This is a genomic window from Pseudomonas sp. COW5, from assembly GCF_026240005.1.
Taxonomy (GTDB): domain Bacteria; phylum Pseudomonadota; class Gammaproteobacteria; order Pseudomonadales; family Pseudomonadaceae; genus Aquipseudomonas; species Aquipseudomonas kribbensis.
On the sequence record NZ_JAPHVP010000001.1, the window covers coordinates 2,866,963 to 2,893,391 of the forward strand.

Annotated in this window: 21 protein-coding genes; 15 read left to right on the forward strand and 6 right to left on the reverse strand. The window is 61.0% G+C overall.

Annotation, left to right across the window (positions count from 1 at the left end; all coding sequences use genetic code 11):
* The first annotated feature begins 267 nt into the window (after positions 1-267).
* The 5 genes from OQ248_RS13045 to OQ248_RS13065 all read left to right on the forward strand — a co-directional run bounded on the left by OQ248_RS13045 (position 268) and on the right by OQ248_RS13065 (position 8,493).
* Positions 268-3,720 carry an alpha/beta fold hydrolase gene (locus tag OQ248_RS13045; protein WP_265813037.1) on the forward strand — a complete coding sequence of 1,151 codons (3,453 nt, stop codon included), beginning with the start codon at positions 268-270 and terminating at the stop codon, positions 3,718-3,720.
* A 161-nt stretch (positions 3,721-3,881) separates the two neighbouring features.
* Positions 3,882-5,750: a hypothetical protein gene (locus tag OQ248_RS13050; RefSeq protein WP_265813038.1), complete on the forward strand. Its 1,869-nt coding sequence runs from the start codon at positions 3,882-3,884 to the stop codon at positions 5,748-5,750.
* 25 nt (positions 5,751-5,775) lie between these two features.
* Positions 5,776-7,020, forward strand: coding sequence for a metallophosphoesterase (locus tag OQ248_RS13055; RefSeq protein WP_265813039.1), 1,245 nt, complete (start codon positions 5,776-5,778; stop codon positions 7,018-7,020).
* A gap of 530 nt (positions 7,021-7,550) precedes the next feature.
* Complete coding sequence (locus OQ248_RS13060) at positions 7,551-8,177, forward strand: hypothetical protein (protein ID WP_064589562.1); 627 nt, start codon at positions 7,551-7,553, stop codon at positions 8,175-8,177.
* A gap of 28 nt (positions 8,178-8,205) precedes the next feature.
* Positions 8,206-8,493: a hypothetical protein gene (locus tag OQ248_RS13065; RefSeq protein WP_064589561.1), complete on the forward strand. Its 288-nt coding sequence runs from the start codon at positions 8,206-8,208 to the stop codon at positions 8,491-8,493.
* A gap of 69 nt (positions 8,494-8,562) precedes the next feature.
* Here OQ248_RS13065 and gbcA read toward each other — a convergent pair whose 3' ends face one another.
* Positions 8,563-9,855 carry a glycine-betaine demethylase subunit GbcA gene (gene gbcA / locus OQ248_RS13070; protein WP_114885985.1) on the reverse strand — a complete coding sequence of 431 codons (1,293 nt, stop codon included), beginning with the start codon at positions 9,853-9,855 and terminating at the stop codon, positions 8,563-8,565.
* Between the two features lie 293 nt (positions 9,856-10,148).
* Here gbcA and gbcB point away from each other — a divergent pair, with 293 nt between their 5' ends.
* Positions 10,149-11,249, forward strand: a complete 1,101-nt coding sequence (gene gbcB / locus OQ248_RS13075; protein WP_085697770.1) for a glycine-betaine demethylase subunit GbcB — start codon at positions 10,149-10,151, stop codon at positions 11,247-11,249.
* Positions 11,250-11,466: 217 nt separating this feature from the next.
* Here gbcB and OQ248_RS13080 read toward each other — a convergent pair whose 3' ends face one another.
* A complete protein-coding gene (locus tag OQ248_RS13080; protein WP_265813040.1) occupies positions 11,467-12,291 on the reverse strand; it encodes an NAD(P)-dependent oxidoreductase in 825 nt (274 codons plus the stop codon).
* Between the two features lie 121 nt (positions 12,292-12,412).
* Complete coding sequence (locus OQ248_RS13085) at positions 12,413-13,453, reverse strand: low specificity L-threonine aldolase (RefSeq protein ID WP_007959802.1); 1,041 nt, start codon at positions 13,451-13,453, stop codon at positions 12,413-12,415.
* Between the two features lie 128 nt (positions 13,454-13,581).
* Between OQ248_RS13085 and OQ248_RS13090 the strand changes: the two genes are divergently transcribed.
* The 8 genes from OQ248_RS13090 (at position 13,582) to fdhA (ending at position 23,424) form a co-directional block, all read left to right on the forward strand.
* Positions 13,582-14,292: a TraX family protein gene (locus tag OQ248_RS13090; protein WP_265813041.1), complete on the forward strand. Its 711-nt coding sequence runs from the start codon at positions 13,582-13,584 to the stop codon at positions 14,290-14,292.
* Between the two features lie 159 nt (positions 14,293-14,451).
* Entirely contained in the window at positions 14,452-15,705 is a 1,254-nt protein-coding gene (glyA, locus tag OQ248_RS13095) for a serine hydroxymethyltransferase (RefSeq protein ID WP_265813042.1), read from the forward strand.
* A 20-nt stretch (positions 15,706-15,725) separates the two neighbouring features.
* Complete coding sequence (locus OQ248_RS13100; RefSeq protein WP_003206307.1) at positions 15,726-16,976, forward strand: sarcosine oxidase subunit beta; 1,251 nt, start codon at positions 15,726-15,728, stop codon at positions 16,974-16,976.
* A gap of 13 nt (positions 16,977-16,989) precedes the next feature.
* On the forward strand, positions 16,990-17,319 hold the full coding sequence (locus OQ248_RS13105; protein ID WP_085709160.1) for a sarcosine oxidase subunit delta: 330 nt from the start codon (positions 16,990-16,992) through the stop codon (positions 17,317-17,319).
* A complete protein-coding gene (locus OQ248_RS13110; protein WP_265813043.1) occupies positions 17,316-20,333 on the forward strand; it encodes a sarcosine oxidase subunit alpha in 3,018 nt (1,005 codons plus the stop codon). Before OQ248_RS13105 ends, OQ248_RS13110 begins: the two co-directional genes overlap by 4 nt.
* A 55-nt stretch (positions 20,334-20,388) precedes the next feature.
* Positions 20,389-21,021, forward strand: a complete 633-nt coding sequence (soxG, locus tag OQ248_RS13115) for a sarcosine oxidase subunit gamma family protein (RefSeq protein ID WP_096817792.1) — start codon at positions 20,389-20,391, stop codon at positions 21,019-21,021.
* Positions 21,022-21,268: 247 nt separating this feature from the next.
* Positions 21,269-22,126 carry a formyltetrahydrofolate deformylase gene (purU, locus tag OQ248_RS13120; RefSeq protein WP_008086918.1) on the forward strand — a complete coding sequence of 286 codons (858 nt, stop codon included), beginning with the start codon at positions 21,269-21,271 and terminating at the stop codon, positions 22,124-22,126.
* A gap of 98 nt (positions 22,127-22,224) precedes the next feature.
* Positions 22,225-23,424 (forward strand): formaldehyde dehydrogenase, glutathione-independent, encoded by a 1,200-nt coding sequence (gene fdhA / locus OQ248_RS13125; protein ID WP_011336270.1) that lies wholly within the window; start codon positions 22,225-22,227, stop codon positions 23,422-23,424.
* A 51-nt stretch (positions 23,425-23,475) separates the two neighbouring features.
* Here the strand turns inward: fdhA and OQ248_RS13130 are convergent, their stop codons facing one another.
* Together OQ248_RS13130 and OQ248_RS13135 are read right to left on the reverse strand one after the other, a co-directional pair.
* Positions 23,476-24,150: an anti-sigma factor gene (locus OQ248_RS13130; protein ID WP_265813044.1), complete on the reverse strand. Its 675-nt coding sequence runs from the start codon at positions 24,148-24,150 to the stop codon at positions 23,476-23,478.
* Complete coding sequence (locus tag OQ248_RS13135; protein WP_265815093.1) at positions 24,147-24,773, reverse strand: sigma-70 family RNA polymerase sigma factor; 627 nt, start codon at positions 24,771-24,773, stop codon at positions 24,147-24,149. Before OQ248_RS13135 ends, OQ248_RS13130 begins: the two co-directional genes overlap by 4 nt.
* Before the next feature lie 149 nt (positions 24,774-24,922).
* Here OQ248_RS13135 and OQ248_RS13140 point away from each other — a divergent pair, with 149 nt between their 5' ends.
* A complete protein-coding gene (locus OQ248_RS13140) occupies positions 24,923-25,474 on the forward strand; it encodes a DUF2780 domain-containing protein (RefSeq protein ID WP_119427605.1) in 552 nt (183 codons plus the stop codon).
* A gap of 1 nt (position 25,475) precedes the next feature.
* Here OQ248_RS13140 and OQ248_RS13145 read toward each other — a convergent pair whose 3' ends face one another.
* On the reverse strand, positions 25,476-26,363 hold the full coding sequence (locus OQ248_RS13145; RefSeq protein ID WP_265813045.1) for an acyltransferase: 888 nt from the start codon (positions 26,361-26,363) through the stop codon (positions 25,476-25,478).
* Positions 26,364-26,429 lie beyond the last annotated feature (66 nt).

Here is a 26,429-nt window from a genome sequence, read left to right on the forward strand (position 1 = left end):
CGTCACTTATCCACATCTGGTTCAGGGAGAACGCGTGATGGATACCCAGCCACATCGCTCGCCCCTCAATCTCCGCTTGCTGTCAGCCCCGAAGCCGCGTGCGCGCACCTTGCGTCGTGCCGCCAATCAGCATGCCCGTCTATAGCGCCTGAATCCTGCCACATAGCTGTACTGCCGCCGGGCCTGCCCGGGGGCCAGGTGCCCGTTCGCCCATTGATTGCAGGCAACCGCAGAGTTGCCCCATCTGCCTGAGAGAGGAACCACCTCATGACACGGATCGCAACGCCCATCAGCGACATCAAGGAACACTACGACGTGATCGTCATCGGCTCCGGGTACGGTGGCGGCATTGCCGCTTCGCGTCTGTCCCGGGCCGGCAAGAAGGTGTGCCTGCTGGAGCGCGGTCGGGAAATCCAGCCCGGCGAATACCCCAACACCATGATCGCTGCGACCGAAGAGCTGCAGGTGCACGACCCCGACGGTCACATCGGATCGCGCACCGGGTTGTTCGATCTGCACGTCAACGCACAGCAGAACGTGGTGGTCGGCTGTGGCCTCGGTGGCACGTCGTTGATCAATGCCAATGTTTCGCTGGAACCGACAGCCGATGTGTTCAAGGATCCACGCTGGCCGTTGGCGGTGCGCGAAGACCAGGATGGCTTGCTCAAGGAGGGCTACAGAAAGGCCCGGGAGATGCTCAAACCCAACGCTTATCCGGACAGCGCACCGAACCTGCCCAAGCTCGATGCCAACAAAAAGTCCGCGGACTTCCTCAAGCAAGGCGCAAACTTTTACAAACCGCCGATCAACGTGACCTTCGACAAACTGCCGAACAACCTCAACCACGTCGGCGTCGAGCAACTGCCGTGCAACCACTGCGGCGACTGCGTTTCAGGCTGTAACAACAAGGCCAAGAACACCACGCTGATGAACTATCTGCCGGACGCCACCAATCACGGCGCGGAGATTTTCTGCCAGGCCCAGGTGCGGCATCTGGAGCGCGATGGCGATGGCTGGATCGTTCACTTTCAATATCTGGACAGCGGCCGCGAGAAGTTCGACGCGCCAACGCTGTTCGTGAAGGCCGACATTGTCGTGGTGTCTGCCGGCACCTTGGGCTCCACGGAAATTCTGCTGCGCTCGCGGGACAAGGGCCTGGCGATGTCCGGCCAGCTCGGCGAGAACATGAGCGGCAACGGCGACATCCTCGGCTTCGGCCACAACTGCGAACAGACCATCAACGGCATCGGTTTCGGTACGCACTCGGCCAAGGAGATGAAACCGGTCGGCCCGTGCATCACCTCGATCATCGACATGCGCAACGGGGGTGATCGCAGCAGTCGCATGGTCATCGAGGAAGGCTCGATCCCCGGCGCCCTCGGGCGGCCGATGGTGCCGGCGATGGCCGGGTTCGCCGAGATGATCGGCGTGCCCACCGACGACAGCTTCAGCGGCAAGGTGAAGTACAAGGAGCGCGAAGCCGAAAGTTTCCTGCGCGGCCCGTACTACGGCGCGCTGCACAACATGCAGACCTACCTGATCATGAGTCACGACAGCGGCCAGGGGCGCATGGTCCTCGACAGCAAGGATCAACTGCGCATCGATTGGCCGGGCGTCGGCGAGCAGGAAAACTTCAAGATCGGCAACGAACGGCTGTACCAGAGCACCAAGGCACTGGGCGGGATCTGGGTCGAGAATCCGATCTGGACCAAATTGCTCAAACACAGCATCGTCTCGGTGCATCCACTGGGCGGTTGCGTGATGGGTGAAGACGCCGCGCAAGGCGTGGTCAACCACAAGGGGCAGGTGTTCAGCGGCGCGAGCGGCAGCGATGTCTATGCCAACCTGTACGTGACCGACGGTGCGGTGATCCCGACGTCACTGGCGGTCAACCCGCTGCTGACCATCTCCGCCGTCAGCGAGCGCAACATGGGCCTGCTGGCCGCCGACCGTGGCTGGACGATCGATTACACACTGCCTTCGGCGCCGCGCAAACAACCGGTGCCACCGACCCTCGGCGTGCAGTTCACCGAGACCATGAAAGGCTACTTCTCCCGGGCCTTTACCGCTGCGCAGAGTACCGATCTGAAGGTTTACGAAGCGGCGGCCAAACGCGGCGAGGCGGACAACTCGCCAATCGACTTCACCCTGACCATCACCGCCAACGACCTCAACCGGATGATCAAGGAACCGGAGCACGCCGCGACCATCGTCGGCACGGTGATCGCCCCGGCCCTTTCGCCGCAGCCGCTGACCGCCAGTAACGGCGTGTTCAACCTGTTCGAGCAATTCGAGCAGCAGGTCGACACACGCCACATGAAGTACGACATGAAACTGACCGCCGAGGACGGCAACGACTATTTCTTCAGCGCCTTCAAAACCGTGCCGGAAGACAACGGCGTGCTGAATATCTGGCATGACACCAGCACCCTCTACGTCACGCTGTATCGCGGGCCGGACAAATCCGGCGAAGTCATCGGCTCGGGTGTGATGCACATCAAACCGGCGGATTTCGCCAAGCAGATGACCACCATGAAAGTCCTCAATGCGCGCAACGAGCGTGAGCGCATTGAAGGGCTGGCGCGGTTCGGCAAGTTCTTCGCCGGGATCCTCTGGGAGAGTTACGGCGGCGTGTTTGCCGGTGACAAATACTTCAACCCTGACGCACCGCCACGCTTGAAACGGCCGCTGGATGCGCCGACGCCGGATGTGCATTTCTTCCCCACCGAGGATGGCGTGGAACTGCGCCTGAGCCGCTATCAGGCCGGCAGCAAGGGTCCGGTGATGCTGGTGCACGGGTTGGGTGTGGGCTCGAACATCTTTTCCACCGACACCATCCAGACCAACCTGCTGGAGTTTCTCTGCAAGCATGATTACGACGTGTGGCTGCTGGACTTCCGGGTGAGCATCCTGCTGCCGGCCAGCAAGAAGGAATGGAACGGCGACCAGATCGCCCAGTACGACTTCAAGGCTGCCATCGGGCAGATCCAACAGAAGACCGGCGCTAAGGACGTGCAGTGTGTGGTGCATTGCTACGGTGCAACCACGTTCTTCATGTCGTTGCTCGCCGGGCTGCAAAGCGTGCGTTCAGTGGTCTGCTCGCAGATCGCCGCCGACACGGTGGTCGCGACGGCGACGGGGTTGAAGGCCGGTCTGCACTTGCCGGGGATGCTCGACGCCATCGGCATCAAATCCATGACCGCCTACGCCGACAGCAAGGAGAACTGGTTCAACCGCCTCTACGACAAGGCCCTCAACGGCTACGCGCGGATCGAAGCCCAGGGCTATTGCACCAATCCGGTGTGCCACCGCATCACCTTCATGTACGCGTCGCTGTACCGCCACGACACCCTCAACGAGACGCTGCACGATAACCTGCACGAACTGTTCGGCGAGTCGAACATCGAGACCTTCGAACACCTGGCGCTGATCGTGCGCAAAGGGCATCTGGTGGACTTCAAGGGCAACGATGTCTACATGCCGCACTTCGACCGGCTGACCATGCCGATCTGCTTCATCAGCGGCGCGGAAAACCAGTGCTATCTGCCGGAGAGCACGCTCAAGACCTATCAGCGGGTTTGCGAGAAGCACGGGCCGGAGCGTTATAGCCGGCATGTTGTGCCGGGTTACGGCCACATCGATTGCATGTTCGGCAAGAACGCGGTGGTCGATGTGTATCCGATCATCCTTGAACACTTGGAGAAAACCGCCCTCGGTTGATCTCGGACCGAGTCGACTGCATCGCTGGCAAGCCAGCTCCCACAGGGTTTTGTGCCGGTCACAAAATCAGCAGACACCCCAGTCCATGTGGGAGCGGGCTTGCCCGCGAAGGCGGTAGGTCAGGCACTACATCTCTCGGGTTGCACAAGGAAATGGATGACATGGACAGCTACATCCGCTGGTTTCAACGCTTCATCTGGCTCGGCATTGCGATGAACATGGTGTTCGCGATCCCGGCGCTGTTCGCGCCGGGGTTGCTGACATCGGTGGTCGGCCTGCCGCCGCAACTCTCCGACCCGTGGCTGGAAAACGCCGGGATGCTGCTGGTGGGCATCAGCGTGTTCTACATGCCGTCGGGCTTCAACGCGCCGCGCTACGTGGTGCATTCCTGGCTGTGCGTGCTGACACGGCTGATTGCCGTGGCGTTCTGGATCTACCTGATCGACACCAGTAGCCAGGGTTCGGTGTTCGTACCGATGCTGATGGGCGATCTGAGTTTCTTCGTGATTCTCGGCATTCTGTTGTACCTCGGCACCACCCCTGAAAGCCGTCCGCTGGCGCTGCTCTGTGACGGCTGGCGCGAATGGCGGGCGGCGTGGGCGCGGCATTGGCAGAGCCACGCATTCAAGGTCGGCACGCTGGTGGTGGTCGCGCTGCTGGGATTCATCGGCTACGAGACCTGGTATCAGATGCTGCGTGTGGTGCCGGAGCAGGAATACGCCTCCGACGAAGATCACTACAAATACGCCGCCATTGGCCTGGGCATTGAAGCGCGGATTCCGTATTACCTGTTCTCCGTGCTGCCGCAGATGTGCCCCGAGAAGATGCCTAAGCCCGGCGGCTGGGAAGTCTTCGGTTTCCTGTTCGAGAACGGCAAGGACCTGCCGATCGGCATGGCCAAGCGGCAGATCGGCTACCCGACGGTGGAGCCGAACTGCGCGCTGTGTCACACCGGCTCCTACCGGGCGAATGCCAGCGACGTTGCGGTCAATGTGCCGAGCGCACCGGCCAATACCCTGCAACTGCAAGCCTTCCAGTGGTTCGCCTACGATTGCGCCAGCGACCCGAAATTCACCACCGACGCGGTGATGGCGGCGATCAACAGCAAGTTCCAGCTCGGTTTTTTCGAGCGGCTCTACAACCGTTACCTGATCATCCCGATGGCCAAGACCGCGCTGCTCAAACAGAAGCAGGCCTACGCCTGGCAAAAGCTGCGGCCGCCGCAGGGGCCGGGGCGTACCGACACCTTCAACCCGACGAAAATGGTGGTGTTCGGCTTCCCGGATGACTCGACCATCGGCACCGTCGACCTGCCGCAAGTGTGGAACCAGAAACCCCGGGAATCGATGTACCTGCACTGGGACGGCAATAACAACAAGATCCACGAGCGCAACTACGCCGCCGCGATGGCCGTGGGGGCGACGCCGGAGTCGGTGCTGCCGCCAAGCTTCAACCGGGTCACCAACTGGCTGCTCGGACACAAGGCGCCCGCGTGGCCGTGGGCGCTGGATCAGGCCAAAGTCGCCCAGGGCAAACCGATCTGGGAAGCCAATTGCGCCGGTTGCCACGACTTCGGTCGCGCCGACACCGGGCAGGTCACCACCAACATCGACCAGCTCGGCACCGATCCGCATCGGCTCGACTCGTTCACCACCGGCCTTGTGGCGGCGTTCCACACCTTCAAGAAACCGCCGTTCGATTTCGGCGCCTACCGCAAGACCCAGAGCTACAGCAACACGCCCACCGACGGCATCTGGCTACGCGCACCGTACTTGCACAACGGCTCGGTGCCGACCCTGTGGGACTTGCTGCAACCGCCGGAAAAACGTCCGCAGGTGTTCATCACCGGCTCCGATGTCTACGACCCGGTCAACGTCGGCTTCGTGACCAGCGGCGCCCAAGCGAAAGCCTCGGCGGACTTCAAGTACGACACGCGCCTGGAGGGCAATCACAACACCGGTCACCTGTATGGCACGACGCTGTCGGACGACGACAAACGCGCGCTGATCGAATTCATGAAAACCCTGTGAACCCTTACGGATAGAGGATTACGCCATGTCAGCGGTCGGTCATCTGAAACATGAAATCGACAAGGTCAAGGTTCGTCTGCACGGCCTGTTCACGCGAGTGGAAATGGCCTGGATGAAGCTCATCAGCGAGCTGGAACCCGAAGAGTTCCAGGCCATCATCAAGCTGCTCCAGCGAGGTCACGATCAGGCGCAGTACGTGCTGAAAAATGGTGAACTGCCGGACGACGAGCCGGCGGTGCCGTGGGAGTTGTCCCACGGGTTGTCGATCCTGCGCATCGGCAATGCAACGCCGTTGCCGCAGTCCCCTGATCAACTGCAAACCAAAGTGCTCAAGGACGGCACGCTGCTCGGCTGCCGCAAGTGGGAACTGCTGGACCTGCTGTGGAGCGAGGCGCTGCTCAAATGGATCGAAAACCTGCGTCACCACGCGACCTTCGGCACCGACCCGGCGCTGGTGACCATGGAGCGCGAAGTGACGTTGGCGATTGCCGGCGACTGGGGCACCGGGCCGTTCAACAGTCATGCGCCGGCGGTGTCGGTGGCCAACCAGATGCAACTGGCCAATGCCGACTTCACCATTCACCTGGGGGATGTCTATTACGCGGGCACCCATTCCCAGGAAGACACCGACATGTCCGGCTGGCCGATGGGCACCCACGGCTCGTTTACCCTCAATTCCAACCACGAGATGTACAGCGGCGCCCACGGTTACTTCAAGGAACTGGCCGCGCGTTTTCCGAGGCAGCAGGGCACCAGCTACTTTGCCCTGATCAACGACGACTGGCTGATTGTCGGGCTGGACACGGCCTATGCCTCGGACGTGATGAACCTGTACATGGACGGCACGCTGAACGAACCGCAAATCGCCTGGATGAAGGGCTTGCCCAAACGCAAGAAACTGATGGTGCTCAGTCATCATCAGGGCTTCGATATCACCGGGCACAACAAGACTGCGCTGTATCAACCGGTGTGCGATGCGCTGGGACGTGAGCCGGATTACTGGTATTGGGGGCATCTGCACAACGGCATCGTCTATGCGACCCAGGGCGGGTTGCATGCACGCTGCGCCGGGCACGGAGCGATTCCCTATGGCACCACCAGCGAGCTGAACGGGCATTCACGGATACTGTTTTCCGAAACGCAGGATGCGAAGGATCCGGACTATCCGCTGCGGGTATTGAACGGGTACGCGAAAATCAGGTTGGTGGGGGAGGAGATTTTCGAAGAGTTTATTGGCGAGGATGGCAGTGTGAGGTGGTCATCCACGTGACCGGGCGCCTGCGGTATCTGTACCGCAGGCCTTTTCATGCATTGAAAATATTAAAAATCTTAACGCCGCTTGTGCTGGCTAGTTAAAGGGTTTGGTTGTCGGTATATGCCGAATCAAAATAGAAACAGTTTCCGATAGTTCTATTGGCAAGTTTGACAGGTATGGTGGCTGCGACTTTACTTGGCCGCACGTGAGGAATTGAACAAAATTGTTCAGCAATAAATTCCGCCGGGTTCAATGCAGGAGTTTTTTTGTAATGGAGTACTTTTAGTCAATTTATTGGCTTTTTATCAAGAAGCCCTACTTTGTGATTAATCCATTTCGGGATGGCGCTGCGAAAGCTGTTTAATTCGCGCGTATTTCATGTGGGGTGCTGTTTGATAATTGCCGGATTTAAAAAGACAACGAGCAGTTGCATGGGCGGAGTATGAGTTTTTTGACGAGTGCTGCCTGCCGGTTTTATCAGCAGCATTTGTCTGCCGGGGCACAACACCAAGTGCGATAAATACAACACTACAAGGAGTTCCAAAATGTCTGAAGCAGCCAAGTCCAAAGTCAAGTCGGTCGCCGAAGCGGCCGTTCCTCCGTCGAAAGAGGCTTATGTCGAACTGCTGAACGAAATGCGCGTTCATGCCAAGAAACGCTCGTCGGGTGCGGCACGAGGCGTACTGATGGCTTCGCCACGCCTGCAACAGATTCACCTGCGCAGCCTTTATCTGAGCAATGGCGCCAATGATCCAGGTGTGAAAAGGCTGGAAAAAGAAGCCAGGGAAGCAGGAGAAGGACAGTCGAATCAATCGGAAAAAGGGCTGGTGAAAGCCACCGAAGCGTTCCAGAATTCCGGGTCGACCGATACCAAGTCCTACAAGGAAAAACTTGAGGAACTGCGTAAACGTGACCAGAAGGCTGCCGAAGAGCGAATCGACAAAATCTACGACGCGGCCATCAATGAAGTTGACAAATTTCCGGCCAGTGCCGATGCGGTTATTGGTTTTATGGAAAACTTTGGCAATCTCTTCAATGGCGTACTCAACAAGATCGGTGACTTCTTTATCGAAATTGGCCAGAAGATCCTCAGTTGGCTGAAGAATGTCTGGGAGAAAATTACCAATACTTTCAATTCGGTCGTCAGTTGGATTGGAGGCTGGTTCTCCTGAAGCCATTTTATGGTCTGTGAGGTGTTTAATGATCAAACCATTTAAACCCATCGGGCCACCGCCGTTTATCGATCCTATTGAAGGCGAGTGGTGTCGCGCAATCAATCTTGAAGAAAATCGGGCGCTTGATGCAAATAAAGCAAAGCTCGATGCTCTTCGACTTCGCGACAAGAAACGAACCGAAGAAAAGATCGATGGTTTGTACGATGCGCTGCAAAGAAAAATCGACCCGGACTATAAACGTCCGCCGAGTGCCGCTGATGTGAACAATATCTTCGAGGCGGCGCAGAGCATCATCAGATCCTGGAACTGGTAACGGTGCCACGGCTGCAATAAAAAAACCGCGAGCGTGCTCGCGGTTTTTTATTGTCGGCACTGGCGATTTTCAACCCTGAACCGGCACGCCTTTGAGGTACGGCGCAGGCTCGGCCCCGAGGTTGCTCAGCATGCGCTCGCTGTACCAGTCGACGAAGTTGACCACGCCGAACTCATAAGTCTTGGAGTACGGCCCCGGCTGGTACGCGGTGGAGTTGATCCCGCGCTGGTTTTCTTCGGCCAGGCGACGGTCCTGGTCGTTGGTCGCGTCCCACACCTTGCGCATGCGCTCGACGTCGTAGTCCACGCCTTCCACGGCATCCTTGTGCACGATCCACTTGGTGGTGACCATGGTTTCCTGGGCGCTGATCGGCCACACGGTGAACACGATGATGTGGTCGCCCATGCAGTGGTTCCACGAGTGCGGCAGGTGCAGGATGCGCATCGAGCCCAGGTCCGGGTTCTTGATCCGGCCCATCAGTTTGGCGCAGCCCTGTTTGCCGTCCATGGTCATCGACACGGTGCCCTTGAGCAGCGGCATGCGCACGATGCGGTTGCGCAGGCCGAAGCTGGCGTGGGCGTAAGGGATCTTTTCGGCTTCCCACGCGGCAGCAGAGGCGGCGACGTGGTCCTTGAACGCCTGGTCGGCGCGCGGGTCGGTGACGTCGTCCCACTCCAGCAGGGTTTTCAGCAATTCCGGGTGTGAACCGTTGCAGTGGTAGCACTCGCGGTTGTTTTCCAGCACCAGTTTCCAGTTGGCCTTTTCCATCAAGGTGGTGGTAATCGCCACCTTGGTGTTCTCCATGTCGTAGGGTTCCATGTAGTGGTTCAGGGTCGACAGGAAGTCATCGATGGCCGGCGGGTTCTCCGCCAGGCTGATGAAGATGTAGCCGCCGGCGGTCTTCACGTTCACCGGTTTGAGGCCGTACTGCTTCATGTCGAAGTCGGCGCCCATCTCGGTGCCGGCGAACAGCAGACGACCGTCCAGCTCATACGTCCACTGGTGGTAGTGGCAGACCAGTTTGGCGACCTTGCCCTTGTCGCTGGTGCACAGGCGTGAGCCACGGTGACGGCAGACGTTGTGGAACGCATGCACCACGCCTTCGGCGCCACGAATGACGATGATCGGGTTCTTGCCGATCTGCAGGGTGATGTAGTTGCCCTTGGCCGGGATCTCGCAGGTCATGCCGGCGATCAACCACTCTTTCTGGAAGATCTCCTGCATGTCGATATCGAACAGGCGCTCGTCACTGTAGAACGGTTGCGGCAGCGAATAGGTGCGCTCGCGCTCCTGCAGCATTTGTGCGGTGGCCTTGCGTGCGGGTTCCAGCAGGTCGCCCAGGCTGAGTTTTGCGGTGTCCATCGATGAATTCCTCAAGGCCATCTGCGTGGCCGCGAAAGTGGCTGATCGGGTGTGCGGCTAAAGGGTGCAACGCAAGGTGTAAAGAATCTGTTTGTGTTGGGGCGAGTGTGGGGCCGCCGCTGCCCGGAACCTTATCCATGGGCGACATGGTGCAATCTGTTCCCGACGCGCAACCCCCGGTGGTTGGGGGCTGGTCGCGATAAGTATGTGAATGTCGCGGATAGGTAAACGGGCCGTTCGCGCTATACGCAGAATCGCCACATGAAGGCCGACAGTCGGCCGTGGAGAACAGCATGTCGAACAGCTTCCTGAATCCGGTCACCACCCAGACCTGGGCCAATGGCCGACACATCGTCCGTTGCGTCAAAGTCATCCAGGAAACCTGGGACGTGCGCACCTTCTGTTTCATGGCCGACCAGCCGATCCTGTTCTTCTTCAAGCCCGGGCAGTTCGTGACCCTGGAGCTGGAAATCGAAGGCCAGCCGATCATGCGTTCGTACACCATTTCCAGCTCGCCGTCGGTGCCCTACAGCTTTTCGGTGACCATCAAGCGGGTGCCGGGGGGCAAGGTGTCCAACTGGCTGCACGACACGTTGCACGAAGGCCAGGAACTGGCGGTGCACGGCCCGGTCGGGCTGTTCAACGCCATCGACTTCCCGAGCCCGAAAGTGCTGTATCTCAGCGGCGGCGTCGGCATCACCCCGGTGATGTCCATGGCGCGCTGGTTCTACGACACCAACGGCAACGTCGACATGACGTTCATCCACAGCGCCCGCTCGCCCAAAGACATCATTTACCACCGCGAGCTGGAACACATGGCGTCGCGGATCGACAACTTCAGCCTGCACCTGATCTGCGAGAAACACGGGCTGGGCGAGCCGTGGGCCGGTTATCGCGGCTACCTCAACCACAAAATGCTGGAACTGATGGTGCCGGACTTCCTCGAGCGCGAAGTCTTCTGCTGCGGCCCGACGCCGTACATGACGGCGGTCAAGCGCCTGCTGGAAAACGCCGGTTACGACATGAAGCGCTACCACGAGGAATCCTTCGGCGCTACGCCACCGGAAGCCCGCGCCGACGCAGTGGAACAGGCCGAACAGGCCGCCGAAGCACCGGAAATTCCGGCGGCGGATCTGCATCTGGTGGAATTCACCTCATCGGACAAGAGCATCCGCGTGGCCCCGGGCGAGACTGTGCATGCGGCGGCTGCGAAGGTCGGCCTGATGATCCCGAAAGCCTGCGGCATGGGGATCTGCGGGACGTGCAAGGTGCTCAAGCTCGGCGGCGAGGTGGAGATGGATCACAACGGCGGGATTACCGAGGACGACGAGGCGGAGGGGTACATTCTTTCTTGCTGTAGTGTGCCGAAGGGGGATGTGCGGATCGAATACTGATCGGCGGTGGGGCGGTCTCCTGCGCCAGGCCTACCCCCTCACCCCAGCCCTCTCCCCAGGGAGAGGGAGCTGACCGAGGTGTCTTGCGCTATACATCGACCTGATCAAGCGTGGCGATTATGGATTCGGCAAAGCAGATTCAGGTCAGTGTATTTCTTGAGCATCCCCCAATCAGTTCCCTCTCCCTTTGGGAGAGGGTTAGGGTGAGGGGCTTTTCTCAGTCGATAAACAAATCTGGCATTAGTGCCACGTCGCTTTCTCGTTCAAAACGGTAATGATCGAAATCGGTCACGCCGCTCTCCCGCAAAATCTCTTCATCGATCAACAACCGCCCGGTAATCCGCCGCCCGCTGCTGCCCAGAATCACATACGCCGCATCCGCCATGATCTGGGGCGTGCGCGCATGCTTGAACGACTCGCGGTTGCCCAGCTGAAACTCGATCGCTGCCGTGGCGATCATGGTCTGCGGCCACAGCGAATTCACACTGATCCCGTAGTTGGCGAATTCCTCGCTCATGCCCACCGTCAGCATGCTCATGCCGTATTTGGTCACGGTGTAGGGGCTGTACTGGGCGAACCATTTGCTGGCCATATTCAGCGGCGGCGACAGGTTGAGAATGTGTCCGCCTGACTTTTTCAGATAGGGCAGGGCCGCCTGGCTGCACAGCAACACCGCGCGGGTATTGATCTGGTGCATCAGGTCAAAGCGCTTGAGTTCGATGTGCTGCACACCGGTCAACTTGATCGCCCCGGCGTTGTTCACCAGCGCATCGATCCCGCCGAAATGATCGTTGGCCTGGGCCAGTGCCTGACGCACTGCGTCCTCATCACGCACATCCAGTTGCAGGGCCAAAGCCTTGCCGCCGGCCACTTCGACTTCCGCCGCGACGCTATGAATGGTGCCGGGCAACTTGGCGTGGGGTTCGGCGCTTTTGGCGGCGATCACGATATTGGCCCCGTCCCGCGCAGCCCGCAGCGCAATCTCGCGCCCAATGCCACGACTGGCGCCAGTGATGAACAAGGTTTTGCCTTTTAGCGACATGCGCAAGCTCCTGCTTATTGTTATGTGAGCGATGGCTCGACAGACAATGTAGACGATGGAGCTGAAACGGGAGGAGGTGAGCGGTGGCGGGGAGCAGGCTCCCGCGCCACGGGGAAGGGGATCAGGCCGACATGACTTCGCGAATGTCGCGGGCCAGTTCACGCACGCGTTCTTCTTCGGTGTCCCACGAGCACATGAAGCGCGCACCACCCTTGCCGATGAAGGTGTAGAAGCGCCAGCCGCGAGCGGTCAGGGCGGCGATGGCCGGTTCCGAGAGTTGCAGGAACACGCCGTTGGCCTGGACCGGGAACATCAGTTCCACGCCCGGAATGTCGCTGACCAGTTCGGCCAGCAGTTGCGCGCAGTGGTTGGCGTGGCGGGCGTATTTGAGCCAGGCGTCGTTTTCCAGGATGCCGACCCACGGGGCCGACAGGAAGCGCATCTTTGACGCAAGCTGCCCGGCCTGTTTGCAGCGGTAGTCGAAGTCTTCGGCCAGTTTATGGTTGAAGAACAGGATCGCTTCACCCACCGCCATGCCGTTTTTCGTACCGCCGAAGCACAGCACGTCGACGCCGGCCTTCCAGGTCAGATCCGCCGGCGAGCAGCCGAGAAATGCGCAGGCGTTGGAGAAACGCGCGCCGTCCATGTGCAGGTTCAGGCCCAGTTCCTTGCAGGTGTCGCTGATGGCGCGGACTTCTTCCGGGGTGTAGACGCTGCCGACTTCGGTGGCCTGGGTCAGGGTCACGACGCGCGGTTTCGGGTAGTGGATGTCCTGGCGCTTGAGCGCGACTTCGCGGATCGAGGCCGGGGTGATCTTGCCGTTTTCGGTGCCGGCGATCAGCAGTTTCGAGCCGTTGGAGAAGAACTCCGGTGCGCCGCATTCGTCGGTTTCGACGTGGGCGGTTTCCGAGCAGATCACGCTGTGGTAACTCTGGCACAGCGACGACAGCGCGAGGGAGTTGGCGGCGGTGCCGTTGAAGGCGAAGAACACTTCGCAGTCGGTCTCGAACAGTTTGCGGAAATAATCCGAGGCGCGTGCTGTCCACTCATCGTCGCCGTAGGCGCGCTGGTGGCCGTGGTTGGCCTGTTCCATGGCAGCCCAGGCTTCGGGGCAGATACCGGAGTAGTTGTCGCTGGCGAATTGTTGGCTCTTGTCGGTCATGGCCGGCTTCCGTGATCGAGGCGCTTGTGGCGCTTCGTGGGGTCAATGATGGTGCGCACTGTACCGAAGATCATCCGGGGAGCACACGGGATGTCGCTGTCAGAACTTTACAAGGATGCGAGCCGATTATGCACCTGAGCCGGCGCGACGGCGCACTCGATCTGCTCAAGTGGCTGGCGCTGCTGAGCATGCTGTTCGATCACCTGCGATATGTCGGGATCAGCGCCGATTGGCTGTATGTGCCGGGGCGGCTGGCGTTCCCGTGGTTCTGTCTGGCGATGGCGGCGAACCTGGCGCGGGACGGCGCGCGCAAGACCGAATGGCGCTATCTGGGCTGGTTGCTGCTGTTCAGTCTGTTCAGCGAGATTCCCTACCGTTTGTACGTTCCCGATCCCGACACCTTGAACGTGATGCCCACGCTGGCGCTGGGTTTGCTGGTGGCGCGGGGCTGGCAGGATCCAACAGCGATTTCGCGACTGCTGGGCATAGTTGCCTTGCTGGTGGCCGCGCTGTTCCCGGAGCGACTGATGTTCGGTCTGTCCGGCGTCTTGCTGCCATTGGCGATGTTGCTGGTGTTTCGCAAACCCTGGTATTTCAGCCTGCTGCCGGGGCTGGTGTGTCTGGCGGCGAATCAGTGGCAGGTGCTCTTCGAATCCGCGCAGTTCGGCAACCGCGTGGCGGTCCTCGGCATTGCGACCTGCCTGATTGCGCCACTGTCCGGAATGTTCCTGTTGCGACACGCCACTTACCTCCATGCGCCACCCCTGCGGCGCTGGGCGTATGCGCTCTATCCCGCGCATTTCCTCGTTCTTCTGGCCTTGCGCCAGCTGCTTGTTTGAGCCTGTCGCTGTCGCCATGTCGTAAACGCACCTTTGCGTGGCGTCCGTAGGCATTTGACCTCCCTGCGCCGGCCATACCATCGGCATCAAAGGGCACTGCCAACATAGCCAGTGCCTTACCGAGACGAATGGCGCACAGATGCCGCTGGGAGAGACGCGATGTTCAGCAAGCAAGACCGGATCCAGGGTTACGACGATGCACTGCTGGCGGCGATGAATGCCGAGGAGCAACGTCAGGAAGATCACATCGAGCTGATCGCGTCGGAGAACTACACCAGCAAACGCGTGATGGAAGCGCAAGGCAGCGGCCTGACCAACAAGTACGCCGAAGGTTATCCGGGCAAGCGCTACTACGGTGGCTGCGAGCACGTCGACAAGGTCGAAGCCCTGGCCATCGAACGCGCCAAACAACTGTTCGGCGCCGATTACGCCAACGTCCAGCCGCACTCCGGTTCCTCGGCCAACAGCGCGGTGTATCTGGCGCTGATCCAGGCCGGCGACACCATTCTCGGCATGAGCCTCGCCCACGGTGGTCACCTGACTCACGGCGCCAAGGTCTCGTCTTCGGGCAAGCTGTATAACGCCGTGCAGTACGGCATCGACACCACCACCGGCCTGATCGATTACGACGAAGTCGAGCGTCTGGCCGTCGAGCACAAACCGAAAATGATCGTCGCCGGTTTCTCGGCCTACTCGAAAACTCTGAATTTCCCGCGCTTCCGTCAGATCGCCGACAAGGTCGGTGCGCTGCTGTTCGTCGACATGGCCCACGTCGCCGGTCTGGTGGCTGCCGGTCTGTACCCGAACCCGCTGCCGTACGCCGACGTGGTCACTACCACCACCCACAAGACCCTGCGCGGACCCCGTGGCGGCCTGATCCTGGCCAAGGCCAACGAAGAGATCGAGAAGAAACTCAACGCTGCGGTATTCCCCGGCGCCCAGGGCGGCCCGCTGATGCACGTCATCGCCGGCAAGGCCGTGTGCTTCAAGGAAGCATTGGAGCCTGGCTTCAAGGCCTATCAGCAACAAGTGATCGACAACGCCCAGGCGATGGCGAGCGTATTTATCAAACGTGGCTACGATGTAGTGTCCGGCGGCACCGACAACCACCTGTTCCTGGTCAGCCTGATCCGTCAGGGCCTCACCGGTAAAGACGCGGACGCCGCCCTCGGCCGCGCCCACATCACCGTCAACAAGAACGCCGTACCGAACGACCCGCAGTCGCCGTTCGTCACCTCCGGCCTGCGCATCGGCACCCCGGCGGTGACCACCCGCGGCTTCAAGGTGGCGCAGTGCGTGACGCTGGCCGGCTGGATCTGCGACATCCTCGACAACCTCGGCGATGCCGATGTCGAGGCCAACGTCGCCCAGCAGGTTGCGGCCCTGTGCGCAGACTTCCCGGTTTATCGCTGAGCGTTCTGGAGTAAATGACTATGCAACGCTATTCGGGCTTCGGCCTCTTCAAGCACTCCCTCAGCCACCACGAAAACTGGCAGCGCATGTGGCGCACGCCGACCCCGAAAAAGGTCTACGACGTGGTCATCGTCGGCGGCGGCGGGCACGGTCTGGCGACTGCCTACTATCTGGCGAAAGAGCACGGCATCACCAACGTGGCCGTGGTCGAGAAGGGCTGGCTGGGCGGTGGTAACACCGCGCGTAACACCACCATCGTTCGCTCCAACTACCTGTGGGACGAGTCAGCGCACCTGTACGAACACGCGATGAAACTGTGGGAAGGCCTGTCCCAGGATTTGAACTACAACGTGATGTTCTCCCAGCGCGGCGTCTACAACCTGTGCCACACCCTGCAGGACATCCGTGATTCCGAGCGTCGGGTCAGCGCCAACCGCCTCAACGGCGTCGACGGCGAGCTGCTCAACGCCAAGCAAGTCGCGGACGAAATCCCGTACCTCGACTGCTCGAAAAACACCCGCTACCCGGTGATGGGCGCAACCGTCCAGCGTCGCGGCGGCGTGGCCCGTCACGATGCCGTGGCGTGGGGCTTTGCCCGTGCCGCCGACGCCCTCGGCGTGGACCTGATCCAGCAGACCGAAGTGATCGGTTTCCGCAAGGAAAACGGCGTGTGCATCGGCGTTGAAACCAACAAGGGCTTCATCGGTGCCAAGCGCGTCGGCGTGGTCACCGCCGGTAACTCCGGGCACATGGCCAAGCTCGCCGGTTTCCGTCTGCCGATCGAATCCCACCCGCTGCAGGCGCTGGTGTCCGAGCCGATCAAACCGATTATCGACAGCGTGATCATGTCCAACGCCGTGCACGGTTACATCAGCCAGTCCGACAAGGGCGACCTGGTGATCGGCGCCGGTATCGACGGCTACAACGGCTACGGCCAGCGCGGTTCGTATCCGGTGATCGAGCACACCATCCAGGCCATCGTCGAGATGTTCCCCGTGCTGTCGCGGGTACGCATGAACCGTCAGTGGGGCGGCATCGTCGACACCACGCCGGACGCCTGCCCGATCATTTCGAAAACCCCGGTACCGAACATGTTCTTCAACTGCGGTTGGGGCACCGGCGGCTTCAAGGCCACACCGGGTTCGGGCAACGTGTTTGCCGCGAGCCTGGCCAAGGGTGAAATGCACCCGTTGGCTGCACCTTTCTCCATCGACCGTTTCCACAACGGTGCGTTGATCGACGAACACGGCGCTGCGGCTGTCGCCCACTAACAGGAGAAATCCCATGTTGCATATCTTCTGTCCTCACTGCGGCGAACTGCGCTCCGAAGAGGAATTCCACGCATCCGGCCAGGCGCACATCCCGCGTCCACTGGACCCGAACAGCTGCACCGACGAGGAGTGGGGCGACTACATGTTCTTCCGCGACAACCCGCGTGGTCTGCACCACGAGTTGTGGGATCACGTCGCCGGTTGCCGCCAGTACTTCAACGTCACCCGCGACACCGTGACCTACGAGATTCTCGAAACCTACAAGATCGGCACCAAGCCGCAATTCACCGACAAGGCTGACCCTGCGAAAACAGCTACGCCGGCGCTGGGAGAGAAGGTATGAGCCAGACCAATCGCCTGTCCAACGGTGGACGGATCGACCGCAACAAAGTGCTGAGCTTCACCTTCAACGGTCAGAGCTACAAAGGCTTCGAGGGCGACTCGCTGGCCTCGGCGCTGATCGCCAACGGCGTTGACATCATCGGCCGCAGCTTCAAGTATTCGCGCCCTCGCGGCATCTTCGCCGCCGGTGCCGAAGAGCCGAACGCCGTGCTGCAGATCGGTGCGACCGAAGCTACCCAGATCCCTAACGTGCGCGCCACGCAACAGGCGTTGTACCAGGGGCTGGTCGCCACCAGCACCAACGGCTGGCCGAGCGTCAACAACGACATGATGGGGATTCTCGGCAAGGTCGGCGGCAAGCTGATGCCGCCGGGCTTCTACTACAAAACCTTCATGTACCCGCAATCGTTCTGGATGACTTACGAGAAGTACATTCGCAAGGCCGCAGGTCTTGGCCGTTCGCCGACCGAAGTCGATCCGGATACCTACGATTACATGAACCAGCACTGCGACGTGCTGATCGTCGGCGCCGGCCCTGCCGGTCTGGCCGCTGCCCTGGCCGCTGCGCGCAGTGGTGCCCGGGTGATCATCGCCGATGAACAGGAAGAGTTCGGCGGCAGCCTGCTCGACTCCCGCGAGAGCCTCGACGGCAAACCTGCCGTGGAATGGGTCGCCAGTGTGGTTGCCGAACTGAAGAACACCCCGGACGTGCTGCTGTTGCCGCGCGCCACGGTCAACGGTTACCACGACCATAACTTCCTGACCATTCACGAACGCCTCACCGATCACCTCGGCGACCGCGCGCCGATCGGCCAGGTGCGTCAGCGCATCCACCGTGTCCGCGCCAAGCGTGTGGTACTGGCGACCGGCGCTCACGAGCGTCCGCTGGTCTACGGCAACAACGACGTGCCGGGCAACATGCTGGCCGGTGCGGTCTCGACTTATGTGCGCCGTTACGGCGTGGCGCCGGGCAAGAAGCTGGTGCTGACCACCAACAACGATCATGCCTATCGCGTGGCGCTGGACTGGCTCGACGCCAGCTTGCAAGTGGTGGCCATCGCTGATGCCCGCAGCAATCCGCGTGGCGCATTGGTTGAAGAAGCGCGCGCCAAAGGCATTCGTATCCTCACCGGCAGCGCCGTGATCGAGGCCCGTGGCAGCAAGCGCGTGACTGCTGCCCGTGTAGCTGCCATCGATGTGAAAGGCCATGCCGTGACCAGTCCCGGCGAATGGCTGGACTGCGACGTGATCGCCAGCTCCGGCGGCTACAGCCCGGTGGTGCACCTGGCGTCGCACCTCGGCGGCAAGCCGGTCTGGCGTGAAGACATTCTCGGTTTCGTACCGGGCGAAGCACCGCAGAAACGTGTGTGCGTCGGCGGCATCAACGGCGTCTACGGTCTCGGCGATTCCCTGGCCGACGGTTTTGAAGGTGGCGTGCGCGCCGCGGCCGAAGCCGGTTTCCAGACCGTCGAAGGCGTGTTGCCGAAAGCCCTGAGCCGCCACGAAGAACCGACGCTGGCGCTGTTCCAGGTGCCGCACGAAAAGGGCACTTCCCGGGCACCGAAGCAATTCGTCGACCTGCAGAACGACGTCACTGCCGCCGCCATCGAACTGGCGACCCGCGAAGGTTTCGAGTCGGTCGAGCACGTCAAACGCTACACCGCGCTGGGCTTCGGCACCGATCAGGGCAAGCTCGGCAACGTCAACGGTCTGGCCATCGCCGCCCGTTCGCTGAACGTGACCATCCCGCAGATGGGCACCACGATGTTCCGTCCGAACTACACGCCGGTGACATTCGGCGCGGTAGCCGGCCGTCACTGCGGGCACATCTTCGAACCTGTGCGTTACACCGCACTGCATCAATGGCACCTGAAAAACGGCGCCGAGTTCGAAGACGTCGGCCAGTGGAAACGTCCGTGGTACTTCCCGAAAAACGGCGAAGACATGCATGCCGCGGTCAAACGCGAGTGCAAGGCAGTGCGCGACAGCGTCGGTCTGCTGGACGCTTCGACCCTGGGCAAGATCGACATCCAGGGCCCAGACGCCCGTGAATTCCTCAACCGCGTGTACACCAACGCCTGGACCAAGCTCGACGTGGGCAAGGCCCGTTACGGCCTGATGTGCAAGGAAGACGGCATGGTCTTCGACGACGGTGTGACGGCGTGTCTGGCCGACAACCATTTCGTCATGACCACCACCACCGGCGGTGCGGCTCGCGTACTGCAGTGGCTGGAGCTGTACCACCAGACCGAATGGCCGGAAATGAAGGTGTACTTCACCTCTGTCACCGACCACTGGGCGACCATGACCCTGTCCGGCCCGAACAGCCGCAAGCTGCTCAGCGCCGTGACCGACATCGACCTGGCCAACGAAGCGTTCCCGTTCATGACCTGGAAAGAAGGTCTGGTCGGCGGTGTGCCGGCGCGGGTGTTCCGCATCTCGTTCACCGGTGAGCTGTCGTACGAAGTCAACGTCCAGGCCGACTACGCAATGGGCGTGCTGGAAAAAATCGTCGAGGCCGGCAAGCAGTACAACCTGACGCCGTACGGCACCGAAACCATGCACGTCCTGCGGGCCGAGAAGGGCTTCATCATCGTCGGCCAGGACACCGACGGCTCGATGACCCCGGACGACCTGAATATGGGCTGGTGCGTCGGTCGCACCAAACCGTTCTCGTGGATCGGCCAGCGCGGCATGAATCGTGAAGACTGCGTGCGTGATCAGCGCAAGCAACTGGTGGGCCTGAAGCCGATCGATCCGAACGTCTGGCTGCCGGAAGGTGCACAACTGGTGTTCAACACCAAGCAGACGATCCCGATGACCATGGTCGGCCACGTGACCTCCAGCTACGCGCACAACTCCCTCGGTTATTCGTTTGCCATGGGCGTGGTGAAGGGCGGTCTGAAGCGTCTGGGCGAGCGGGTGTTTGCACCGCTGGCGGATGGCAGCGTGATCGAGGCGGAAATCGTTTCTTCGGTGTTCTTCGATCCGAAAGGCGATCGTCAGAACATCTAATTGAGCGCTCCCGTGCCTGGCGCGGGAGCGGCACAGAATTCAGGAAGGGTGCTTTATGACCGCAGCCAACGTTTACCAACAACGCCCGACCACCGGGGCCAAGGCCGAGTCGTCGCTGCATCACGCCGACCTCGCCAGCCTGGTGGGCAAGGGCCGCAAAAGCGCCGGCGTGACCGTGCGCGAGAAGAAACTTCTTGGCCATCTGACCATTCGTGGCGACGGCCACGATGCCGCGTTCGCCGCCGGTGTGCACAAGGCCCTGGGCATCGAGTTGCCGGGAGCCCTGAGCGTGATCGTCAAAGGTGAAACCAGCCTGCAGTGGATGGGCCCGGACGAGTGGCTGCTGATCGTGCCGAGCGGCGAAGAGTTCGCTGCCGAGCAGAAATTGCGCGAAGCGCTGGGCGATCTGCACATCGCAATCGTCAACGTCAGCGGCGGCCAGCAGGTGCTCGAACTGAGCGGGCCGAACGTGCGTCAGGTGCTGATGAAATCCACCAGCTACGACGTGCATCCGAACAACTTCCCGGTCGGCAAGGCCGTGGGCACGGTGTTCGCCAAGTCGCAGCTGATGATTCGCCACACCGCCGAAGACACCTGGGAACTGCTGATCCGTCGCAGCTTCTCGGATTATTGGTGGTTGTGGTTGCAGGATGCCTCGGCTGAGTACGGGTTGAGCGTTCAGGCTTGAGGTGAATTGCGTCGATCTTGCTTGCGTGTAGGGTCTGAGATTTCCCCCTCACCCCAACCCTCTCCCCCAAGGGGAGAGGGGGAAAGGGAGCTGATCTCGGTTGATTTCAAAGCCTGAGTTCGACTCGGTTTCTCACGTCGGCGTAGCTCGAAAGAACAACCCGGTCAGTCCCCTCTCCCTCCGGGAGAGGGCTAGGGTGAGGGGAAATTCCCTGACACCCCGCACAAAGAACAGGAGTCACCGCACCATGAGCCGCGCCCCAGACACATGGATTTTGACCGCCGACTGCCCCAGCGTTCTCGGCACCGTGGACGCGGTGACGCGTTTTCTGTTCGAGCAGGGTTGCTACGTCACCGAGCACCACTCGTTCGATGACCGGCTCTCGGGCCGTTTTTTCATTCGTGTGGAATTCCGTCAGCCCGACGGTTTTGACGAGCAATCCTTCCGCGCCGGCCTCGCCGAGCGCGGTCAGGCGTTCGGCATGATCTTCGAGCTGACCGCGCCGAACTACCGGCCGAAAGTGGTGATCATGGTCTCCAAGGCCGATCACTGCCTCAACGACTTGCTCTACCGCCAGCGCATCGGCCAGTTGTCGATGGACGTGGCGGCGGTGGTGTCGAACCACCCGGACCTCAAGCCGCTGGCCGACTGGCACCAGATTCCCTACTACCATTTCCCCCTCGACCCCAACGACAAGCCGTCGCAAGAGCGTCAAGTGTGGCAGGTGATCGAAGAGTCCGGCGCCGAACTGGTGATCCTTGCCCGCTACATGCAGGTGTTGTCGCCAGAGCTGTGCCGCAAGCTCGATGGCAAGGCGATCAACATTCATCACTCGCTGCTGCCGGGCTTCAAGGGTGCCAAGCCGTATCACCAGGCCTACAACAAGGGCGTGAAGCTGGTGGGCGCGACCGCGCACTACATCAACAACGACCTCGACGAGGGGCCGATCATCGCCCAGGGCGTCGAGGCGGTGGATCACAGTCATTACCCGGAAGACCTGATTGCCAAGGGCCGCGACATCGAAGGCCTGACACTGGCCCGGGCAGTCGGATATCACATTGAGCGGCGGGTGTTCCTGAACGCCAATCGCACCGTCGTTCTTTAAGTCATAACAACGCAAGACCAACAAGCAATAACCCGAGCACTTAACGCGCTGCCTGTCTGGGCGGCGCGGTTCCATAAAAACAACAGCGAGGTGAAAGCATGTCTGGCAATCGTGGTGTGGTGTATCTCGGCGCTGGCAAGGTCGAAGTACAGAAAATCGACTATCCGAAAATGCAGGATCCGCGCGGCAGGAAGATCGAGCACGGTGTCATCCTGCGTGTGGTTTCAACCAACATTTGCGGCTCCGACCAGCACATGGTGCGCGGCCGTACCACGGCTCAGGTCGGTCTGGTGCTGGGGCACGAGATCACCGGTGAAGTGATCGAGAAGGGCAGCGACGTCGAAAGCCTGAAAATCGGCGATCTGGTGTCCGTTCCGTTCAACGTGGCTTGCGGGCGCTGCCGTTCCTGCAAGGAGCAACACACCGGCGTCTGCCTGACCGTCAACCCGGCTCGTGCCGGCGGTGCCTATGGTTACGTCGACATGGGCGACTGGACCGGCGGCCAGGCCGAATACGTGCTGGTACCGTACGCCGACTTCAACCTGCTGAAACTGCCGGACCGCGACAAGGCCATGGAGAAAATCCGTGACCTGACCTGCCTCTCCGACATCCTGCCGACCGGTTACCACGGCGCCGTCACTGCTGGCGTCGGTCCGGGCAGCACGGTATACATCGCGGGCGCCGGTCCGGTTGGTCTGGCGGCTGCCGCTTCGGCCCGTCTGCTCGGCGCTGCGGTGGTGATCGTTGGTGACGTCAACACCATCCGCCTGGCCCACGCCAAGGCTCAGGGTTTTGAAATCGTCGACCTGTCGAAAGACACCCCGCTGCACGAACAGATTGCCGCGCTGCTGGGCGAACCTGAAGTGGATTGCGCGGTGGACTGCGTGGGCTTCGAAGCTCGCGGCCATGGTCACGACGGCGTCAAATCCGAAGCCCCGGCCACCGTGCTGAACTCGCTGATGGGCGTGGTGCGCGTCGCCGGCAAGATCGGTATCCCGGGCCTGTACGTGACCGAAGATCCGGGCGCTGTCGATGCCGCCGCGAAAATGGGCAGCCTGAGCATTCGCTTCGGTCTAGGCTGGGCCAAATCCCACAGCTTCCACACAGGGCAAACCCCGGTGATGAAGTACAACCGCCAGTTGATGCAGGCGATCATGTGGGACCGCATCAACATTGCCGAAGTGGTGGGCGTGCAGGTCATCAGCCTCGATCAGGCGCCGGAAGGTTACGGCGAGTTCGATGCGGGCGTGCCGAAGAAGTTTGTGATTGATCCGCACAAGTTGTTCAGTGCGGCGTAAGCATCAGAGCACAAAAAAACGGCGACCTGAGGTCGCCGTTTTTTATGGTTGTTACAGCGCGGCCAACGCCCCTTGATAAAGAACCGGCCCCGTCGGCTGTCCGGTCGGCGACCCACCCTTCGGTTCAAGACTGACCGCCAGCGCAATCGGCTTGCCGATCAGCGCCTTCTGTGCCTCACTCAGTTCAACCTTGCCTTTGCCGCCCGCCGGAATCACACCGAGCGAAATGGGCTTGCCATCGGCCGGAATCGCCCACAGTTCCAGACTGCGCTGTGGATCGACGGCCGCCAGTGTCAGCGGCTCGACTTGCAGGTAGTCGTCATGGGCCTCGACCTTCAGCGCCGGTTGCGCATCGGCGCTCAGCAGCGTGGCGCGGTAGCGGGCGTCGTCGTGGGTGTACAGCGAGCCGAGGAACACCAGCACCACGATGGAGGCGAGGGCTGCTGTCACCCGCAGCCAGTTCCAGAACGGACGTTTTTCGGGCACATGCAGTTCTTGCGGTTCGATCCGCGCGGTAACGCCGTGCCACACGCGCTCCGGCACCGGAACCTCCGGCAGTGTTTCGGTGAGGCTGGCGAGGCTTTCCTGCCAGAGCGCCAGTTCGGCACGCAGGGCCGCGTCTTCCAGCAGCAATTGCTCGAAACGCCGACGGGCCGGCGCAGCCATCAGGCCGATAGCGTAATCGGCGGCGAGGGCGCGGCGCAGGGCAGGGGTCTGGTAGTTCATGATTCAAGGCACCGGCGCAGGCGTTCCATGCCACGACGAATCCATGACTTGACCGAGCCCAGCGGCGCGGCCAGATGCTCGGCCAGTTCCGAGCAGGACAAACCCTGAAAGTAAGCCACGGTGATCGACCGGCGCTGCATGCCTTCGAGGGTTTCCAGGCAGCGGTTCAGGGCTGTGGCTTCGCGGGCGCTGTTCAACAGGTCATGGGCCGAAGGATTTTCATCCACCAGGGCTTCCTGCTCGAAATCAGTCAAAGGCCTGTCCCGGTGTTTGCGCAGCTGGTCGATGGCCTGATTGCGGGTGATGTTGATCATCCAGGTCATCGGCGCCGACAGGTGCGATTCGTAGCGCGAGGCGTTGTTCCAGATCCGCACGAAGCTTTCCTGCAACACTTCTTCGGCCAGATCCGGGCGCCCCATGAACCGCAAGGCCACACCGTGCAGGCGCGGCCCCACGCTGCGGTACAGTGTTTCAAAGGCACGGCGGTCGCCCAGTGAGCACTGGGCCAGCAATTGCCGGAGCTGATCGGTGTCGGCGAGGGTAATGACGAGTCTCCAGACAGGACGGGCGCTGGTTTCGGATAGTTCACAGGCTAGTTCAGCGACAGCGCTCGTGCCATTCATCATGAGGTATCCGGCGTTTCACGTTTCATATACGCGGCCGGGTTCAGAATGGATGCGCTACGCTCGGAACATGTCGGTGGATACTCGGTCAAACCGGCAGTTTTACTCTTCGTCGACGAAGGGTTTTCACGCCACAAGAGGATGTCTGAATGAAGATTTCACGCGGTTTTGCCCTGGCATCGCTCCTGACCCTGGCGGCTGGTCCGGTGTTTGCCGGTTTCAGCCTGAACGACGTCGCCGGTGCGGTATCGGGCATGCAGGGCGGTGACAAGGCTGCGGCAGCGGCGCCAACCTCGGAAACCGCCGGGCTGTTGAGTGCACTGAGCGCGCTGAATGTCACGCCGCAGCAAGCGGTCGGCGGTACCAGTGCCATGCTGGGGCTGGCGAAGAACAAACTCAGCAACACGGACTATTCGCAGTTGGCAAAGGACGTGCCGGGGATCGACAAACTCTCCGGTGGTGGCGGCAATCTGGCGGCGTTGAGCGGTCTGCTCGGCTCCTCGGGTAAATCCGCCGGGCTGGAAAATGCCTTGGGTAACGTCAAGGACACCAATGATCTGAACAATGCCTTCGGTGCGTTGGGCATGGACAGCGGCATGGTCGGCCAGTTTGCCCCGATCCTGCTGCAATACCTCGGTCAGCAGGGTGTCGGCGGCTCGTTGCTGCAAAGTCTGGGCAGCATCTGGGGCAGCGGCAGCTGATTCAGCCGCGCTCGCCGCGCAGTTCGGCGATGCGCTGGTCTTTCTCGGTCCAGAGCTGGTTGACCCAGCTCTGGACCTTCTCGCGAAACACCGGATCGTTTTCGTAATCGCCTTGCCACAGCGCCGGGTCGAGTTCACGAGTCCGGATATCGATGATCACCCGAGGCACGTTGCCGCTGATCAGGTCCCAGAACCCCGGAATCTTCGGTTGTGGATAAACCACGGTCACATCGAGAATCGCGTCCAGTTGTTCACCCATCGCCGCCAGTACAAACGCCACACCGCCGGCCTTGGGCTTGAGCAAATGGCTGAACGGTGATTGTTGCTGCGTGCTCTTGGCCGCAGTGTAGCGGGTGCCTTCCAGATAATTCACCACCGTCACCGGCTGGCGCTTGAACAGCTCGCACGCGGCTTTGGTGATTTCCAGATCCTTGCCCGCCAGTTCCGGGTGTTTCGCCAGGAACGCTTTGGTGTAGCGCTTCATGAAAGGGTAATCCAGCGCCCACCAGGCGAGGCCGAGGAACGGTACCCAGATCAGTTCCTTCTTGAGGAAGAACTTGAAGAACGGCGTGCGTCGGTTGAGGGTCTGGATCAGCGCCGGGATATCAACCCAGGACTGATGGTTGCTGATCACCAGATACGACGTGTCGCCGCGCAGATCATCGCCGCCACGGATGTCCCATTGTGTCGGGATGCACAGGCGGAAGATCAGTTTGTCGATCTCCGCCCAGGTCTCGGCGATCCACATCACCGCCCACGAGGCGTAATCGCGAAAGCGTCCCGGCAGGATCAGCTTGAGCAGGGCGAACACCATCAGCGGGCCGAACAGCACCAGGGTGTTGAGCAACAGCAGCAGGGTGACGAGACAGCCGGTGAGCAGGCGGCGCATAAGCAACTCTTGAAAGCGGATGGGCGCGCCATGATAAGTGGCTTCGGGCCGACAGGCCAAATCATG